The organism is Shewanella sp. AC91-MNA-CIBAN-0169, from assembly GCF_040310165.1.
Lineage (GTDB): Bacteria > Pseudomonadota > Gammaproteobacteria > Enterobacterales > Shewanellaceae > Shewanella.
Genome location: NZ_JBEOPM010000037.1, coordinates 1 through 20,307, shown reverse-complemented (window position 1 = coordinate 20,307; position 20,307 = coordinate 1). Strand labels below are relative to the sequence as shown.

The 20,307-nt window shown below is 38.9% G+C and carries 10 protein-coding genes and 1 tRNA gene; 10 read left to right on the top strand and 1 reads right to left on the bottom strand.

The window, feature by feature from the left end:
• The first annotated feature begins 23 nt into the window (after positions 1-23).
• The 10 genes from AAEY98_RS20880 (at position 24) to AAEY98_RS20835 (ending at position 19,623) form a co-directional block, all read left to right on the top strand.
• Positions 24-3,017: a UvrD-helicase domain-containing protein gene (locus AAEY98_RS20880; protein WP_351019375.1), complete on the top strand. Its 2,994-nt coding sequence runs from the start codon at positions 24-26 to the stop codon at positions 3,015-3,017.
• Between the two features lie 62 nt (positions 3,018-3,079).
• On the top strand, positions 3,080-6,475 hold the full coding sequence (locus AAEY98_RS20875; RefSeq protein WP_351019372.1) for an STY4851/ECs_5259 family protein: 3,396 nt from the start codon (positions 3,080-3,082) through the stop codon (positions 6,473-6,475).
• Between the two features lie 14 nt (positions 6,476-6,489).
• Entirely contained in the window at positions 6,490-12,678 is a 6,189-nt protein-coding gene (locus AAEY98_RS20870; protein WP_351019369.1) for a DEAD/DEAH box helicase, read from the top strand.
• Between the two features lie 216 nt (positions 12,679-12,894).
• Entirely contained in the window at positions 12,895-13,224 is a 330-nt protein-coding gene (locus AAEY98_RS20865) for a hypothetical protein (protein WP_351019366.1), read from the top strand.
• A 47-nt stretch (positions 13,225-13,271) separates the two neighbouring features.
• Positions 13,272-14,270, top strand: a complete 999-nt coding sequence (locus AAEY98_RS20860) for a 5'-nucleotidase (RefSeq protein ID WP_351019363.1) — start codon at positions 13,272-13,274, stop codon at positions 14,268-14,270.
• Positions 14,271-14,447: 177 nt separating this feature from the next.
• Positions 14,448-15,305: a GTPase gene (locus AAEY98_RS20855; RefSeq protein ID WP_351019360.1), complete on the top strand. Its 858-nt coding sequence runs from the start codon at positions 14,448-14,450 to the stop codon at positions 15,303-15,305.
• A 3-nt stretch (positions 15,306-15,308) separates the two neighbouring features.
• Entirely contained in the window at positions 15,309-15,818 is a 510-nt protein-coding gene (locus tag AAEY98_RS20850) for a hypothetical protein (protein ID WP_351019357.1), read from the top strand.
• A gap of 34 nt (positions 15,819-15,852) precedes the next feature.
• Positions 15,853-17,703, top strand: coding sequence for a dynamin family protein (locus tag AAEY98_RS20845; protein ID WP_351019354.1), 1,851 nt, complete (start codon positions 15,853-15,855; stop codon positions 17,701-17,703).
• 1 nt (position 17,704) lies between these two features.
• Positions 17,705-19,327 carry a GTPase gene (locus AAEY98_RS20840; RefSeq protein WP_351019351.1) on the top strand — a complete coding sequence of 541 codons (1,623 nt, stop codon included), beginning with the start codon at positions 17,705-17,707 and terminating at the stop codon, positions 19,325-19,327.
• Between the two features lie 2 nt (positions 19,328-19,329).
• A complete protein-coding gene (locus AAEY98_RS20835) occupies positions 19,330-19,623 on the top strand; it encodes a YkgJ family cysteine cluster protein (RefSeq protein WP_351019348.1) in 294 nt (97 codons plus the stop codon).
• A gap of 607 nt (positions 19,624-20,230) precedes the next feature.
• Here AAEY98_RS20835 and AAEY98_RS20830 read toward each other — a convergent pair.
• Positions 20,231-20,307: transfer RNA gene (locus AAEY98_RS20830), tRNA-Val, on the bottom strand.

Genomic DNA, 20,307 nt, shown 5'->3' with positions numbered 1-20,307 from the left:
GTTGAAATTGTTTGGAGTCTATATTGCAGCTTAAACCAGCAAAACTTGTGCTTTTTTGGCGTCGCTTAATGGGTATAAGCCAGCAAGTTGATGTGAGTAGTACTCATATCAACATTATCAATAATGGTACAAAGGTTGAGTTATCTTTAGCTGATTTGTATCAATTGAACATAAAAAAAAAATGGTTTTCTTCTCATTTAGAGTTAGCGGTTAAAGACTCTCCGACTATCGTTTTAAAAGGTTACAACAGCAAAAGCATTAAGTCATTCAGTGTGTATGTGGTGAATACATTACTAACGTTAATGGCTTCAAGTGAACGTTGGCAACAGTTTGCACAAGCTCTTGAGGTACATAAAAAAGCTGAATTTTATTTGTCGAGTGTTGAATGGAAACCCATTGCTGAAATGTATCAGTTAGGTTGTCAGTTTTCTGCCTTAGGTATTAATTCTGAAGCGTTATCAAATCCGTTACATCAACAGGTTTTAAAACAAGCTCAATTGTTATCAGCAAAGAGTGTAAGTGAACTTGGCCGTCAATTACATAACCAACAAGTGGTGCCAAAATTACTCAGTAAATATGGTGAGTTTTTTGACAACATTGAAAAATTACCACTCACGGCTAATCAGCGTTTAGCCTGTGTAACTAACGACGATCATAATTTAGTGATTGCGGGTGCCGGAACCGGTAAAACAGCAACATTAGTGGGTAAAGCTGGATTTTTAGTTGAAGCTAATATTGCAAAAGCCAATAATGTTTTGCTGTTAGCTTTTGGTAATAAAGCGGCTTTAGAAATGAATCAACGTATACAAGATCGGTTGCCTTCTATTGCAGAAGATTTTAAAGCCAGTACATTTCACGCTTTAGGCAATATGATTTTAGCTAATCACTTTGGTTACAAAAAAGCCGTTACACCGTTTGTTGAGCAACCTTTCTTATATAGCCAATTTATCAATCAACAACTCACTGATTTAGCAAATCAAGATGTTGAATACAAAGCATTGTTAGTTAATTATTTTTTGAGTTTGGCAACACCTGCTAAATCAGAGTTAGATTTTGACAGTATTGAGCAATATCAAGAGTTTTTATCAAGTTGTCGCCTTATTACGCTAAAGGGCGAATGGGTTAAAAGTGTCGGCGAACTACGTATTGCTAACTTTTTAACCCTTAATGGGGTCGACTATGAATATGAAGCAAATTACTTGCACGACACCCGCACCGTCGCTCGACGTCAGTATCAACCCGACTTTTATTTACCTAAATCCGATCTGTATATTGAATATTTAGGGTTAAATGAACGAAACGAAACAGCTCCCTTTGTCGATCAAAAATCTTATCTCGAAAGTCTTGAATGGAAACGAAATTTACATTTAAGTAAAGGGACCCAAATGGCTGAGTTGTATTCGTATCAGCTCATGAAAGGTGTTTTACCATTTGCATTAAAAACGATTCTTAGTAAACATGACGTTAACCTCATACCGATTGAGCTTGATGTGATTTTTAATCAATTACGCGAAGAAAACACTAACCAATGGCAGGGTTTTATAGAACTTATTCAACGCTTTTTAGGTTTATTTAAAGACGGTAGCTTTACCATTGAGAGTTTTAGAAGTGGGTTAAATTCTCAGGTTTGTGATATTGAACGGACCCAAGCATTTGTAAGCTTGTTTGAACCTGTTTATAACGCTTATCAAACACATTTAAACCAAACTGAAACGGTTGATTTTAGCGATATGATTGCTGAAGCAATCGATATTATTGAGTCAGGCCATTTTCATCATCCTTATACCCATATTTTAGTCGATGAATTTCAAGATATTTCTGTCGGTAGAGCTAGGTTGCTTAAAGCATTGTTGTTATCAAAACCGAATATGCGTTTGTTTGCTGTAGGTGATGACTGGCAGTCAATCTACCGTTTTAATGGTGCTGATATAGCGTTATTTACAGAATTTAACAAAACGTTCTCACCTTCTACAGCTGTCCCTCTAGATAAAACATTCCGCTTTAACGATAAGTTGCACAGTGTTAGCAGTCGTTTTGTTTCAACCAATCCTAAACAAATCCAAAAGCAAATCTATACTCATACTTCGGTTAGCTCGCCAGCTCTGAGATTAGTTGATATTAAAAATCAGTTACCCATTAGCAGCGCGCTTTCGATGAAAGAGCAAAAAGAACAAGCTTATATTGATACCTTGTATAGGTCGTTAAATACGTTCAATCGTCAGGCAAACCGAAAGCAAAAAAAGATGTCAGTGCTGATTATCGGTCGTTATCGTCAGGAAAACACTAGAGTATTGGTTGGAGTTAACTTCAGTACTTGGGGGTTTACGTCATTAGATATTGTTTATGTTACAGCTCATGCAAGTAAGGGATTAGAAGCTGATTACGTAGTGCTTTTTGGTATCGATACTGGGAGTTTTCCTTCTTCACGGGAAAATGATGAACTTATCGATTTAGTATTACCAATTAAAGAAGATTATTTATACGCAGAAGAGCGAAGGCTATTTTATGTTGCGCTAACGCGGGCAAAGCATTTTGTATATGTTCTTTTTGATTCTGATCAGGCAAGCCCATTCTTAACCGAAATTAATCAATATGGTCGTCATTTTATTGATAATAAATTAGCAAAAACATTCGATAAATGGCCATGTACTCAATGCGATACTGGTGTCTTACGTCCCATTTCATCTCGTTATAATAAGATTTTTTATAAATGTTCACTATCACCAGCTTGTGACGTGATGCTCAATAGCTGTAAACATTGCAATGCTCCACTTAAAAGCGACGTTAATGGTTTTAGGCACTGTCTGGGATGTGGCGAAATTGAGCTTGGTTGTTTGCGGTGTGGAATTGGCACTATGGTTGCCAGGTGTGAAAATGATCCGAAAAGAGAAACCTTTTACGGTTGTAATCGATTTAAAAAAGGTGCTGATGACTCTTGTGGTGAGAATATTCGAGTAGAAGCATATGAACAACGAATTATTTCTGCAAAAAGTAAAATCGACACCAATAATTTTTAATAATGAACATCATGAATAAATAGTAAATATTCGTAGCTAAACGGTAAGCATTAAGGGATGAAATGAAAACAGTTAAGCAATGTATAGTAGATATATTAGCCTCACGCGATTTAGTCAGTGTGTCTGGCGATCCTTTGTATAGTTATAAGTTATCAGATATAGAGTTTCAAGGTTTGTATCAGTCGCTATCAACTAGCTTAGACGCCCATAACATTTCAGCGTTTATCCCTAACGGATTGAGTTCTAGTTGGAGTGGGGCATTTGTACTTTATGCTGCCGAATGGTGGAGAAACAAATTCAATGGAGGTCATTGGAGTTGGGAGCCCATTTTTAGTTCACTTAATGTACCTGAGAACGATATTAACCCGAGTCAGCGTAATCAATTAATTGCTGAGGGATTTCGTTTTTGGCGCAGGCCTTTATTACGCAATGGCCAAGGTAGAATGTTTCTGGGCTCAGTTGCCATTGAGGGGGGCTTACCTTTAAAATTAATTACTGACCCTAACAGCAAGCTTTCACATTACTTTGAACAAGTGATAAAAGATTTTGGAACATTCAGCTTATCCAGTCCTAATTCTGTAGCCATTGCTGAGGCTCATGATCATTACATAGCAGCGTCTTTCCGGACTGAAGCCGTTTACTCTATTGTTGGGCAAATAGCAGAAGCCATCTATCAATTGACCGAGCAATATAGCCTAGATGAACAACAAGACCCATTGTCATATTTGGATAGCATTGCGCCTAACTGGCTTGAGGTTTTACCCCTTAATATTGATACCACTATCGCTAAAGGTTTACTTGATAGTGCATTAGGGCAGGCTATTGCTGTTCAGCGTCGTCTACCTACTAGCATTCGTTTAGTGAGAAAATTAGTTAAAAAGTTTGACCAACATGCTTATGTGACTAATGAACCAAACTCGTTAAAACATCAATGGTCATATCAACTATCAATTTCCCTACGCTCTAAACTTAATGCTCAGTTCATTGCTCAACTGTTTAGTATGCAAGTTTTACCTGAGCGCTTCAGTTTATTCGCTTTAGGTAAAAAACCATTACTCTTGGCTAAGGCATTCAAGCCTAAAAATAACCCAGAGCTTTATTTACTCGATGTATTAACCACAGATTTACCGGAAGATTGGTTCGATTGTGAAATCCAATTAATGCTCCGTAATGACACAGAAAGTAGTTGGTATGCTCCATTATTAGGTGGCAGTGCACTAGATAGTGATGAACCTTGGGTGTTTACCGAAAATGGTGGCGATTGGATTCTTGCTGGTGCGGGGAACTTTAGTAGTGAAGCGACGACCGCTGTCATTGCTTTACCCAATATAAAGACTTCGAATGATTTTTTTGATAAAGACACATCTTATTATATTGAAAATGCTGAACCATTCGGTGAAGTCGACCACGATACATCTCGGACTTTATTGAAGATCAGTCAGTTAGGTTCTTTCATCTTTAATGATTATGAAGTGTTTTTGGGAAAGGAAGATAAGGGCCAATATGAGTTTGTATGGCAAGGCGAAGAACTTCCATTTCTAACGGTACCAAGTAAATGTTATCTAGGTAAACCCAAGCTATCGGCAATATCAGCACAAGGTTTACAGGTCATTCCTAATGAAAAACTCCGTTGGCATGATGTTAGCCGGGATCAGTGGCTGTCGATAGATACTTTGCCATTAGGTCAAAGTGTAGTTGCCTATTTTGATAATGGTAAATCAAAAAAGCGCTTTAAATTAGCTAGCTTACCTCAAGATTTTAAGATTGAGTTTGTATCTGGTGATAAGCTTAATTACGGTAAGGTTATTATTTCATCTTCTCGGCCTCCTATGGTCGCTGTTGATTTATCAGATAATGAATCATTACATTATCAAGTTAATCAAGATTCAAACTCAATTACTGTCGAGTTGTTTAGTTCTCAAGCTCAACCACCCGCTTTATTTTCACTGTGTTTATGGTGGCAAGAAAAAGCGAAAGCGATATCAATTACATTACCTTTTCCGAGTCATGGTGTTTGTTTGCTTGATAACAGGCAACAGCTGGTTAAAAAGAATAGTAATTTGTTGATTGATAAGCTGAATAATTATGAATTATATGGCTACGGTATTGAAGGCAAAATTCGTATTATTTTTACCTTAAATGCGTCTGATATCCGAGGTGCTTTTAGTCGTAGTGCCTATTTTAGTAAAGAACTTTCTTCGATTGAAGCGTTATCAAGTGGTTTATCTTTATCTACGTTTCGAGCAGATATCCAAGCACTTTTTGCATTGTCAGACAATTTAGATGCAACTTTGAATGTAACAATTATCAATTTTGGTCGTGAGTTATTTAGCTTTAAGTTATCGGCTTATATTTATGCTCTTGTGCCAGAGCGTGAAATCGGTTGTATAAAATTTATAGGTGAAGAGTGTCTCTCTCCAGTTGATTTACTGATGATCCCTTTAGACCAGCCCGCTCAAATGCCGCTTCAATTACTACCAGAATCATCAATATCGAGTTCAGAGCGTAGATGGATATTTCCTGATTCAGAGGTTGAGGCCGGTGCTTGGTTAGTTTTTTGTGAGACTAGACATTTAGGCATAAGACCACTTATGTGGAGTAAAGATTTACAATTATTGCCAGATGCTCGTAATGGTTTTGAGCTTGCTGCAAGTATTGGACAACGTTACAAGCGCATACAAGCATTTACAGATGTGGCCAAAGAACTATCGACTGATTACGCTCGCCCTGAATGGGAGAATGTTAGAACGTTATTGAAATTTGAACACGTGCCATTTACCACATTTGATTTATGGCGTGGTGCCACGAAGTCATCTGAATTCATGCTAGCGCTATTACTTAAATCAAATAACAATGAAGTGGAACGAGTTTGGAGCTTGGCGAGTGAATTCCCAATACTTTGGTATACATTAAAATTAGACTTAAGTATTAAAGTTCTGATGGCATTTTACCAACATTTAATTGGGCGTTTGGGCGATGATATGGAAGAAGTCGCACAAGATAGAGTACAGAAAAAACTATCAGAACTGGTATCATTTTTCCCCGGCTTTGAGCCTTTTTATAATTTGTTGCTCTTTAAAATTGGCTCTGTTGATCAAAAACCATCTATGACTTTAGCTGACTACAGAAGTGATCTCGATAATAGCCGAAATACTCTGTCTCAGCGTAATGTTGATTCTGAATGGCCTACTATTTTTGCTGATGAAATTTTAAAAACTGTAATATCTAATGTAAATCCTCAACTCATCAACCAATGTTTGGTTGATGAAGGGGGTTATAAAAGTAATGTCATGAATGCCCCTGTGTTACTGGCTTTAGCTAGTTGCGGTCAAGCCGCGTTATTAATAACGCCTGAAATGATCCATGCCATGCGTGAATATCGTCGCTTTGATATTGAGTATTTTGATGACAGTTTTGCTTTAACACAAAAAATGATTATTGGATTAACCAAGGTCTAACCCTAGGAAAGAGTATGGAATACTTCGAGTCTATTATTGATCAACTGACTAAACGCGCTGCTAGAGCTACATTAGGTCAATTTGGTTTACGTTCAAAATCACTTCGTGAATTTTTATGGCAATCTTTTTCAAAAGCGCCAGGTAATGACGGTGCGTTCCTTGGTGACCCTGTTTTTGAAGCTACTTTTGGTTGGAAACCTCATAACCAGACTATGCAAGATTTAGCTGGAGGTTTGCTTGAAACTCAAATTGTTCATGCTATGGCAAATCCGCCTAAAGAATTAAAAGAAGATTACTTATTTGATGCAAAATGGCCCCCATATGCTCATCAATATGAAGCTTGGCAACACTTATTAAACGATGAACCACGCTCTGTGATTGTAAGTAGCGGCACTGGCTCTGGTAAAACTGAATGTTTTTTAGTTCCTATATTGAATGATATCGCTAAAAGAAAGAGCAAGGCTGATGGTGTGGAGGCACTCTTTTTATATCCATTAAATGCCTTAATTAATAGCCAAAAAGATCGATTGACAGCATGGACTCATAAACTTGGACCTGATGTTAAGTTTTGCTTATACAACGGTGAGACGGATGAAGAAGTTCCCGCTTCAAAACAACGTTTATTTCCAAATCAACAGTTATCAAGAAAGACATTAAGAGCTGACCCTGCGCAAATATTGGTTACCAATGCGACCATGTTGGAATATATGCTTGTTCGCCAACAAGATGAGCCCATTTTAACCAAATCTAAAGGCAAACTACGTTGGATTGTATTAGATGAAGCTCATACCTATATTGGTTCTCAAGCCGCCGAGTTATCTTTGTTATTGAGACGAGTTATGCATGGCTTTGGAGTATTACCAGAGTCTGTGCGCTTTGTTGCTACTTCTGCAACGATAGGTGGCAAAGATTCCGATAATGAACTAAAAGCATTCCTTGCCGATGTTGCAGGCATCGATGTATCGCAAGTTTATTTGGTGAAAGGGGACCGTGAGATAACTAATTTGTCTAATTTGGTGGCTCCTGGTTCAATGGATTTACAATACATCAAAAATTCCTCTGCTAATGAACGTTATAGCTTATTAGAATCTATCGTTCCCTTAAGAACCCTTCGCCAACACCTGTGTATAAAAGATAACCGGCTTTCGCTTAAAGAAATTTGTAAGATTCTATCTGGAACTGCTGAGCCAATATCCGAGAAATTAGCTCTACAATGGTTAGATGTTTGTGCCTCAACATTGGGGCATGATGGCCAAGCTTTCATTCCATTTAGATTACATTTATTTCATAGGGTATCAGGTGGCTTGTGGGCTTGTTCTAATTCAAGTTGCACGGTAAAACGTGGTACGGAATTAGATGTAATTGATTGGCGATTCGGCATGGTTTATATGTCGAGAAGAGAAATATGTGGCTGTGGTTCCCCAATATTTGAAATGACAAGTTGTAATGGTTGCGGTACGAGTTTGTTGTTAGCTGATGAGGCTATCGACAAAGAAACGGGTAATAGTGTTCTAACGCTAACTAAACCAGACTCCAGCATAGATGATTTTGCTTTGGATATTGACCCTGATGACGCAGATTCTTTCAATGACAGTGGTATTGAGGATGCTGATAATCATGAACGTACTTGCATCATAGCGGATCAACCTTATGATGAAACAGGTGAGTATTGGCTAAACAATAATAGTGTTTTAAAACCGGCTATTCATGACGCGGCATTTAAAATACATCGGGTTGAAGGATATGGGAAATCTGGTGGTGTTTCACTCCGCTGTCCTTGCTGCCAACACACAAAAATCCAGAATTTTGATTTTTATCGCCATTTCCGTAATGGTGCACCGTTTATGCTATCAACCGTTATCCCTACGCTACTTGAGTTTTGCCAGGATGGTAAGAAATCACAATTGACAGGTCCTTGGAACGGACGGCGTATGATTACGTTCACCGATAGTAGGCAAGGAACCGCAAGATTTGCAGCAAAATCCCAACAGGATTCTGAAAGACAGTTTTTACGTTCAGCTTTATTCCATTTGGTTGCTGATAGAACCCTGAAAAGTGGTGAGCTTTCTACTGATACTGAAGAAAAACTTAAAAACTTTAAATCTCGTCTTGCGTCATTTATTGAAGATAATGATGAAGACATGATTGAAGTTATGGAAGAGAAAATTGCAGCATTATGCAGCGAAGTCGATATCACTATTAAGTGGTCAGATGTTGAGTGTGAATTAGCAAAAGAAAAAGAACTGCAGTACTGGATAAAAGATTCTTATCAACGTTTTGATGAAAATATGAGTATGGTCAAAGAGCCCGTTTTACTAGCTCGACTATTACTTTTACGTGAGTTTAACAGCCGTCCTAAACGCCAAAATACTCTGGAAACCCTTGGGCTAATAAAAATTGAATATCCAGCCCTTAAAGACAAAGGAAATACGGCACCAGCAGATTGGTATTCATTATTTGATGACAAAGATAAAGCAAAGAAAGATTGGGTTAACTTTCTAACACTATGTCTTAATTTTCATGTACGAACTATTAAAGCGATTTCTTTATCGGATGAGCAAAAACGTTGGATTGGGGCCAAATTTAATCCTGGTTTACTTATTGCCCCTATGACAGATAGCCATTTTAAGCATGTACAAAGCTGGCCTCAGGTTCGTAATGGTGTTGTTCAACCGAGATTAGTGAGGTTGTTGGCAACGGCGTTTAATCTTGATGCAACTGATTTACAAGATAAAAATAAGATAAATATTATCTTGCAAGATGCATGGAATGTGCTGCAATTAAATGTTCTCACAGCAAGTGGTGATGGTTATAGACTTGAACTAGAGCATAAGGTCAGTTTTAGTCTAATTAAGGATAAATGGCAGTGTCCACATACTCAAAAAATAATAGATACACCTCTAGAGCAAATAACACCGTATTTGAATGTTAAAGGCAACCGCCAAGACCAGATTTGTCGTTTGTTAGAAGCGCCTATTTTTCCATATCCATATGCTCGAAGACTAGAAGACGGTACTCCTGTTCCGATAGCCGAAATTAGAGATTGGCAAGAACAAGATGAAATCATCAAACTTCGAAAAGAAAATGCATGGTCGGACATTTCAGATCGCATTGTAGAGAGAACACCATACTTTAGAGTTGCGGAGCATTCAGCACAGCTACCTGGAAGTTTACTTCGTGATTATGAAGACAAATTTAAAAAAGGGTTTATCAATGTCTTAAGTTGTTCGACAACTATGGAGATGGGGGTTGATATTGGTGGGATAAGCGTTGTCGCGATGAATAATGCTCCACCAAACCCAGCAAATTATCTACAAAGAGCTGGACGAGCAGGTCGACGCGGTGAAACAAAATCTATTGCATTAACACTTTGTAAAAATACACCACATGGTGAACATGTTTTTGCGCAAACACGTTGGGCATTTGATACGCCAATTCATGTCCCAAATGTGTCATTGTCTAGTGATTATATTGTTAAGCGACATATTAACGCATTACTTTTATCTGTATTTTTGAGAATTAAAGTAATTAGCGAAAATAACCTTCGGCTTAATTGTGGTAATTTTTTCCTTTCTGCTCATGAACATTGTCCTTCTCAAGCCGAGCTATTCATCGACTGGTGTATTAATCATTCTCTAGAAATTGTTGAGGTAGGATTAGATTCTTTGTTAAAAAGAACAAGCTTACAAACCATATCTAAAACAAGTCTAGTTATGGATGTGGCTAAACAAATGAAGATCATCATTAAAAAATGGCGTGATGAATATCATATTTTAACAGAGCAAAGTGAATCAATAAAAAGTGATACAAATAGAATATCGACAGCACAAGCAGCTGTTGAGACTCAAATTCAAAGATTAGAAGGAGAATACTTACTTTCAGAGTTAGCTCGAAAAGGTTTTTTACCCGGTTACGGCTTCCCAACGGATGTTGTATCGCTTAATAACGATAATATTGAATCTTTAATAAAACGTAAGAAACAAATTCAAGCTATTAAAGAAGCTAAGTCCGCTAGAGATACCACTTTAGAACATAGGATCGATAATCCTTACAGTGCTCGAGATTATCCATCTAGAGATTTATCTGTTGCTATTAGAGATTACGCACCAGGTAGTGAAGTTGTACTAGATGGGCGAGTTTATCGGTCTGATGGTGTGATTCTAAATTGGCATAGCCCTGCTTCGGCAGACCAAGTTAATGAGATCCAGTCTTTGATGTGGGCATGGCGATGTCAAGGTTGCGGTGCCAGTGGTACAAAGAGTCTTATGCCGCTGGAGTGTTCAATTTGCAATGAAGCATTGAAGCAAGAAAGCTATCATAGATATATTCAGCCAGGTAGTTTTGCCGTTGATATACGTAATAAACCCCATAATGATATTTCTCGATTGATTCATATTCCATTTCAAGATCCATGGGTTACTGTTGAGAAAGTTCAATGGGAAGATTTGAGTGTTAATCCTAGTGCTACTTATCGTTCGAGCCATGATGGTCATGTCTATTATCACAGCAGCGGATTATCAAGTTCTGGATATGCATTGTGCTTGGAATGTGGTCGTATGGAACCAATGCCAGACAATAAAGATATATCTCCATATAAGGTACTAGAAAATCATACAAGATTGCGTGGCGGTAAAGGAGATATTGAGCGAGAAAGTGAAAAGTTCTGTGGTGGTAATGAACGGGACTTTTCGATTAAAGGCCCAATTAAATTAGGTCATAGTACTCGGACAGATATTTTTGAATTAGTGTTGTTTAATCAAGATGGCACGGTTCTTAATAACCGCACTATAGCTAGAACATTATCTGTTTTACTAAGAAATGAGCTATCTGAAAAGTTAGGTATAAATAATAGTGAGATAGGTTGTACGATTAAACCAATCAAGTTCAAAGGCAGTGAAGCCCAAGCTATTGTGCTTTACGATTCAGCTGCCGGTGGAGCTGGTTTTTCCATTAAGGCATCTGAGTATATTGTTGAGCTATTACAATTAGCCAAGAAAAAAGCAACCAGTTGCCATTGCGATAAAGCCTGTCATCGTTGTTTAGTTGATTACTCTACTCAACACGCCTTAGAGTTATTGGATCGGCACGTTATTGGATCATTTCTTGATGGTGATTTCTTTCAACGGTTATCACTCCCAGATGAATATAAATACTTTGATAAAGACAATAGATTGGAACTTTTACCGATCAGCTTAGCCGTTGACCATCATTGTTCACATGATAAAAACTCTGATCTCAATTTTTATCTATACAAGGAGGATTTAGATGACTTAAGTCAATGGCCACTAATCAACACTCTATATGACCGGGTAAAAGATCAAAGTATCACTATCGTGTTGCCTTATGACATTAGCGATCTGTCTATTGAACATCGAATTACGCTTTCATGGTTTGCACATCATCCAAGTATCACGATTAAAAAAATAGACTCTAGCAAACAACCTAATGGTAAAAAGATTGCTGAAGTGATTGATGGAGATAGTGTTAGAGGTTGGTGTTTCTCAGATAGCGATCCACAGTACTTGATAACTGGAATTAATCATTCAACTGAACCATTCACTTTGTTTGAATTAGAAATGCTCGATTCAAATGAAAAAATTGGTGTTATATCAGTTTCAACAGAACTAAACGGAACTGTTAAAGAATTTGGGGCATTATTTTGGACAAAGATGTTTAAAGAGTCCTCCGTGCTCTTAAATAAAATGCAGACGAATAAAGTTAAGTCTATTGAATATTGCGACCGATACCTTGCGGCTCCATTACCTGTGAGTATTTGCCTAAATGTGATCAATGCGTTGTTAACTTATTACCCTAATAGCACAGCTAAAATCAGGACTGGTAGTTTAAAATATTCTTCTGATTTACCTCAATCCATAATGGATAATTGGAATTGTGATGCTGCCAGAAAGGAAGATATTGAAGAATGCATTCAGTTGAGTGGGACAAAGATTGAGTTTTTAACTGAATCTAAATATCACCTACCTCATGCAAGAAGTTTAAACCTTACATTTGATGATGATTCAATTGTTAAGATCTGGCTTGACCAAGGCTTCGGTTATTGGTTCGCCAATAAACATGATCGGAATAATAGTTATCAACAATACTTAACTGTCGAAGATTCTGCTAAAGCAATTCTAGATGGTAATTGGGAAATAAAATCAGGGCAATTCCCTACATTAATATTTTTCTCAATTGAAAATTGACTAGCATTAAAAATTTGAATCCATAGAGCATAGAGAGTTAGTTACTATTGTTCTATGGATCATTGGTAATCTAAGGTTGGTGATAAAAATTATAAATAAGTAAGAATACTTACCATTACGAGTGGTGTGATTTCTATAAATATTTATTAATCAATATCTTACTTGTTGGCCCGCATTTTGTACTAAGTAAGCAAATTACATAAGGAAGCCGTTGCCATGAAAAAAGTCAGAGATGTTAATTATCGAGCTATTCATACAAAAAACAGTTGGCGAAAAGCCAGCCATGAAAGTATTGCTAATGCTTTAGGCAATACGAGAGGAGCTAAAGCTCTTTTCAATGGTAAGGCTGCCATTGATTACGATAAACATGGCCAACCACTTTATGTACTTGTATGGAAAGAAGGTGAACTTAAGGGATTGGTCGTTAAGTCAGATCCTAATAATAAAAATGAGATTTTAACCGTTGAAATACCCGTTCATTTAATTATTAAATATGAATTGATTGGCGCTGCACAATTTAGTGAACTTGAACAATTCTTTAAATAGAACACTGACACTTTATCTGTGCCATTTTTATAAACAGGGATGTATGTATGCCTTTAGATTTATCAAACACATTGGTTGTCGGTATTTCAGCCACAGCTTTATTCGATATGTCGGAATCTGACCTGATATTCAAAGAAACCTTTGAATCAGATCCTGATACAGCCATTCAAAAATACCGCGAGTTTATGCTTGAACACGAAGATGAGCCGCTAAAACCTGGAACAGGTTACCCACTGATCAAAGCCTTACTTGGCCTTAATCGATATCAGCAGGACAATGGCCCTCTTGTTGAAGTCGTGGTGATGTCACAAAATAGCCCAGATACCGGCCTTCGTGTGCTTAATACTATTCGCCACGACAAGCTAAACATTACCCGTTCAGCTTTTACCGCAGGCGAAACCGTAGCCGATTATCTTGATGCCTTTGATGTGGATCTGTTTCTCACCACCAATGTAAAAGATGCTCAGCAGGTGATTGATTCCAAGAACTGCGCCGCGGCAATATTAAAAGCACCGCCAACTGATGCGCCGAATATACCCGAGGGGCAAGTCCGCATCGCCTTCGATGGTGATGCCGTATTGTTTTCAGATGAAAGTGAATTGGTATACAAGACTGAAGGAATGGCAGCCTTTCATGCGCAAGAAGATGCTAAGCAGAACATTCCTATGGCAGAAGGACCTTACGCTAGTTTGCTGCATAAATTATCACGGCTACAAGATCGTCTTCCTATCCGTGTTGAATATTCACCTATACGCATAGCACTAGTCACAGCTCGTAACAGCCCTTCTGAAATGCGAGTTATTAAAACCTTAAGACATTGGGGGGTTTATGTAGATGAAGCTTTTTTCTTGGGTGGTGTAGAAAAGACTAAAGTATTGAAAGCCTTTCGGCCTCACATCTTCTTCGATGATCAGGACGTGCACCTTGATGCAGCCGCTAATTTAGTTCCATCCGGAAAAGTCCCTTATCTAAGCGATTCGGCACTGTCTGAAAAAGCCAGCAAGTGGTCTCATGACAAAACACCGACACAGGGAGAATATAGATAATGGTTATGCCACTTGGAAATATGGCTTGGCAGTGTGAGAACTGCGTTTGGAAATTGAAAGCGCTGTGCAGTTAGCACAATGCTGTTTTAAGGGCTCTAGCAATGGTCTAAATACGATTGTACATACCAAAGCTAGATTTAGATTGTAAATATTCGGACAACCTAACAAGGAACACGTATGACGGCTAAGGATTCGATGGCCTCAGCAGATTTAGATGTATTGCTGAAACAGGCATCAGATATATTGGCGAGAAAGCAGGGCAAGGATAAACCTGTTATCGCCGTTTGGGGAATGATGAATGCAGGTAAAAGCTATTTGCTGAACATGCTCACTCACCACTATAACGCAGAGTATTTTCCAACTAATGATGTCCGAGAGACTGCCGAACTAAGGCAGTTTGAGGGAGAGTCTTATATTTTCCTCGATACACCAGGTTTGGATGCTCATGACGCTGATGATCAAGTTGCGATGGATGGCGCCGCAAAAGTAGACTTGGTGTTATTTGTGCACCAGCCTCAAGGAGAACTCGAGAAAATTGAACTCGATTTTCTTAAGCAGTTGAAAGAATCATTTGGCGTTTATGCTGAGAAAAATATCGTCCTTGTCATCAGTAAAGCTGATGCAGAAAGCTTAGATAAGATTGAACAGATTGAGCAAAAAGTGCTTGAGCAATGTCATCTTCATTTGGGTTTTGCACCTGAAAGTTTTCTCATTTCTGGAACTCGTTTTCACAAGGGGATTCAACAGCATAAGGATGGCTTAGTGAAAGCCAGTCATTTACAAGAATTGAAGCAGCATATTGAAACTTTGGGGATTGATGTACGGGCTGTTCGTGAAGAAAGAATACGTCATGCACAGAATACATTGTTATTGAAAATCTCGGCTGCTGAAGAAGCGCTCAATGATGAAAAACTGCAATTAGAAGATGATTTGTATTGGAATTTTGCCCGCTTTAACGACGCCATGCTCTCGTTAGATCTCAGCATGACTTTGAAAAAAACCGAATACCTGAATGAAAGATTACGGGGAGAGTAAAATATGGCGTTACCTTGGTTGATTGGTGCGGCAGTAGTTGCACTTGGAGCTGCTGCGGTTTCTGCTTTCAGTGATGATAGTGACTCTGGGAGTGGCGGAAATGGTGACGAAGAGCGTCGTCGTAGAGAACGGGCAGAGCAGGAACGCAAGGCGCGTGCCCATAAAGAAAAACTGGAGAGCATGAAAGAGGCGTTTGTCCAAGAAGGCATGCAGAGAGCAAATGAGCTGCAACAAAGTTTAGATGGTCAAATCAAAGTGATCTTGCTTGGCGATAAACCATTTAAAGCTATTTTGGATGATGATGAAGAGTTTCACAATCCGGTTAGTCCAACATACGTGGAGGTTTATGACCTTCAGTTTTTACCTCAAGAAACACAGGACTACTTAGTTAAATTGGAGTCTTTGTATGATGTGGAACTTGAACCGGAAGAGGTATTAATGAACGTTCCAGTCAGACTAAAAGAAATAGAGCACAAGCTTGCTCAATTAAAAGCGTTGCGCGAAAAGCTTTAAGTACTTTTAAATGGATTAAAAGGATAGATAAAGGATGTCAGACCTTATTTTACGTGAACAGTTGTTGACGTCATTTCAGACGTTGAAAAGTGATTTTATGGCATCATTAGTCGATGCCAAAAAGCTAGATAGCGAGTTTCAAAAAGCTCAAAAAACTTTTGCGGTGCGTATGGAATCGCATATCAGACAAGCAAAGAAACGTTTACCAGAGGAAAATCCGCTCAGTCGTCAAATTGATGGCATTTTGTCTGCTATCAGTGATACAGACAAAGCGTGGCAGGCTAATTTGGCTTCATATGATAAAGGGTTGAGTTTTCGTCAGGACTTCCAGGATTCTCTGTTGGTATTTGTATTTGGTAAGGTCAAATCAGGTAAGAGCTCGTTGGGTAACTATATAGCATGGGGTCATACAGATCCTTCGGAAAATTTAAAAGCTAGTGTCCCAGTATCATTGCTGCCTGAGTATTTTACTGCTGCCAATACCAACGTTGTAAACGGTGATGCTGATGATGAAGCGAAGCGTCGTAGAGAGTTTCGCGTGGGAGCGACGGAAGCGACCAGCTCTATTCAAGGTTTTCGTCTTCCTGGTTTAACTTGGGTGGATTCACCAGGGTTACATTCAGTGAATGATATTAACGGTAAATTAGCGCAAGAGTATGTGTCTCATGCAGATTTAATTCTCTATACCATGAGTTCAGGCTCACCAGGTCGTGCCAGCGATTTAAAAGAAATCAGAGAGCTCAAAAGCAAGGGAAAGGAAACGCTTATTCTGATTACCGGAAGTGATGTCAATGAAGAGGATTGGGACGATGAACTGGGAGAGCCTGTTTCCCGAGTTCAAATGAAGTCGAAAGAAACGCGGCAGCAGCAGCGAGAGTACATCGCCAAAGAATTAGAAGGCATTGACAGTAACGATATTCTTTCTAACTCCGCCCGTTACGCTCAAGAGCACTTAACCGATCCTAAGGAGATACAAAACAGCGGCATGGTTCAACTATTTAGCCGATTGCACAGCATTTCTCAAAACCAAGGCGTGCAAATAAAGCGCGACGTTCCAATGACGAATTTCAGTAATTTCTTAGACAAGTGCCGAAAGGAATTATTGCCCTATACAAAATTGACAAATGACCTAGATGCAGAGATTGCGCATTTGGAGAGCTCTGTGCCAAAGGTTATGGCGAGATACATTCGAGAGGCGCAGAAAGAGATGTATGCAATCATCGATGATACATTTAACACGTTAGAGAATTATCGTGATGATGATGAGCAGATGAATCATGAGTTGAGGAATGCACATCGAAGTTGGAATGCTAAGCTTCAGCAAGTCATAGGCCACGCTTTAGAAAGAGGGTTAGCGGAGCTATCCAATGATTTGAAACATGCTGCAGATAAAACTTGGTATACCGCATCAATGGAGTTGCCGAATTTTTCGATAGAAAAAGTCACAGAGCAAATTCCAGATGGCCAAGTCAAGGGTACAAAAAAGCGTAATAGCGGTTGGGGTGGATTGGGCGGCTTAGTTGCTGGTGCAGTCGCGGGCTTTTTTCTAGGTGGCCCACCGGGTGCGGCTTTAGGTGCATCATTGGCAGGAGGCGCCGGTAGTATGGCAGGTAGCGCATTTGGTAGTGATGCCAAATTAAAGACGAAAACGATAGAGTTAAATGTCGGCGATAATCTAGAGTCACTGAAAAAACAGGTGCGCGATGACTATGCGAGAGTTGTAAAGTCTGTGATCGAGGATGAATCTAAAAAAGTACTTACAAATGCATTGGCAGAAATGAGGACAATGATACGACAGCTTGCCACCGAACTACGCGAAGTGAATGAGCGGGTCGAAGCGTTGAAAGCCCTATCGCTGCAAAAAATCGTAAAAAATGGAGTTTAAGATGAAGACGAGTGCTGAACTTTATAGAGCCTATGCAGAAACGAAAAAGCTAATTGTTGAATATCCTGATATGCAGGCAGCATTTAGGGATGTTGAAACATTATTTGAAGATAAAAAGGCCTCGCCTGAACTAAGTGTAATGGTATACGGCATTTACAATGCCGGTAAAAGCACCCTGATAAATGCATTGGTTGGTTCAGAGGTCGCTCCTACAGGGGATGTGCCTTTAACGGCAGATGTTAAGGCTTATCAATGGAATAACTTTAGCATCCTAGACACCCCTGGTGTTGATGCGCCATTAGCGCATGAACAGGTGACACAAGCACAAATGATGCTTGCAGACGCAGTAATATTTGTTGTCAATCCATCTGGAGCCGCGGAAGAAGAGAAAACCCTTGGTAAGCTTATTGACTTAATTTATAAGAGGAAAAAGGTATTTTTGGTATTCAATGAAAAAAGCCCGCTTTCTCAAGAGGACTTTATTCGTCTAAAAAATGATACTCGCGCAAGGATTCAGTCTCTGGCTGTTGCTCAAGGTCTTAGTGAGGTTTTGACCGATATCCCGATATTACGTGTTAATGCAGCTAGTGCCTTAAAAGGGAAGTTAGCGATGCAGCAAGGCTTGGTAGAGCATAGCGGTATCATTGAACTTGAGAGCTCACTTAATAGTTTTTTTACTTCTATTAGTCCAGAAGATGTCAACAGTCGTTTGGTTTATTCTCTGCAAGTATTTTTGAACCAATTTATTCAGCAATTAACAAATGCTGACAGTAATGAACTACTCAGTCACTATAAAGAATTGTGTCGTAAGTTGATCGCCAATCAAGGTCAGTGCCGAGATAATATTTACCGCGAAATTGCTAGCAATCGAAAGCATATTACAGTTAAAAGTAAAGCTGCCATGCATCAACACCCCGAAGGCTGTCTTGCAGAACTTGAGCAAGTCTTTGGAGATTCGGGTAAAGCTGTTGTCGCTGTTATGGATGACGAGTTGCAGTACTTGATGAATCAATTCAACGATGATGTGGAAACAATGTCGGCGGTCTTAAATGCCCAGCACGAGGGACCGAGTATTAATGACTTTCCACATTTCTCGGCTTCAGAATCTAAAGATCCTAATAATCAAAGAGGGATAAATAAAGAGGTTTTGGGTAATGCGGCGATTTCTGTCGTAAAAATGGCGAAGCCAGAGCATATTGTTGGTGGATTAAAGTTGGTTAAAGACTGGGCACCTTCATTAATGAAAGGAATTGGGCCAAAAACCATGGAGAAATGGGCTGGCCAAGTTATCGGCAAATGGATCCCATACGTAGGTACGGGGATTACTGTTATTTCTTCTATTTACGATTTATTTTCAGAAGACCCCTCTGATAAAGAAATGCGTGAACATGCAGCAAAAGTTCAGCTGGAACGTGAACGATTTGAGCAGCAGGTTGAAGATACAGCTAAAGATCTGGGAGAACAGTTTGAGCGCGCGATGAATCAAATTTTGCGTCAGGAACTGGAGCCTGCCCTTCAACAAATGCTGTCAAAAGTAGAGTCAGCGCAAACTAGTGCTAACGAGCAAGAAAAGGCAAATAGTGTTGCTTTAATGAGAGCTCAGACTTTGCTAACAACGATATAGCAATGATGACTCTGACAATACCTAAGCCGTTCCCATGTAATGCTTGTGGACTTTGCTGCCGCAGAGTGAACGAGAGCGTGGAAACGGCTTTTCTTGATCGTAGCGATGGTGTTTGTCGTCATTTCGATGAGCAAACACACCTTTGTACTATTTATGACGAGCGTCCATTGGTATGCCGCGTAGAAGATTATTATCAAGCGAATTTATCTTCATTAGTTTCCTGGAGCGTCTTTGTCGATCTTAATGTTGAAATTTGCAATGAATTGCAACGCTTAGCAAAACTGAATAGTGAGTAAACTTTAACATGCTATTTCCACCTAAACCATACAAACTTATTTGCCCGCAATGCCAGTGGAGTTCAGTTAGGGCGCCCAAAAGCGATGTATTATTACCCAATGATGTACGAATAGAGTTTGTGAATAAATGAATTAAGATATTCATTTATTCGTATCTAAAACTGCTTATTCGTAAAGTTACAACAAAGCAAAAAAATATCGATATCGAGCGACTATAGGTAACGAATTGGCTTGTAAGTAATCATAAATATTCAAGATACTCTCATTGTTATAATAAGAGTTGAGGGTGGATTAAAGTATCGATTCTGGTTCAAACGCTTATTTATGCCAGCAAGTATGGTGGTCATACTTTTGAGGTTCAAAAATCACTTGTGCCAACATGTTTGGCACGAAATGGGCACAAAACGTCATTTTGGTGTTTTTTACCTATTTTTTTAGTTTTAATTATCTTATAGGTTAAATTTGAAATTAATTAATTTGTAATACTTCTAGACACGGAAAACAACTGGTTGGCACGAGGTTGATACGATTTGGCACAGATATATTTTTACTGTAGAGAATTTGGTAATACAAAAAGGTTTTTAAAACGAGGAGTTACAGCATGAAATGGTACACCCGAGTGGACTCGAACCACCGACCCCTACCATGTCAAGGTAGTGCTCTAACCAGCTGAGCTACGGGTGT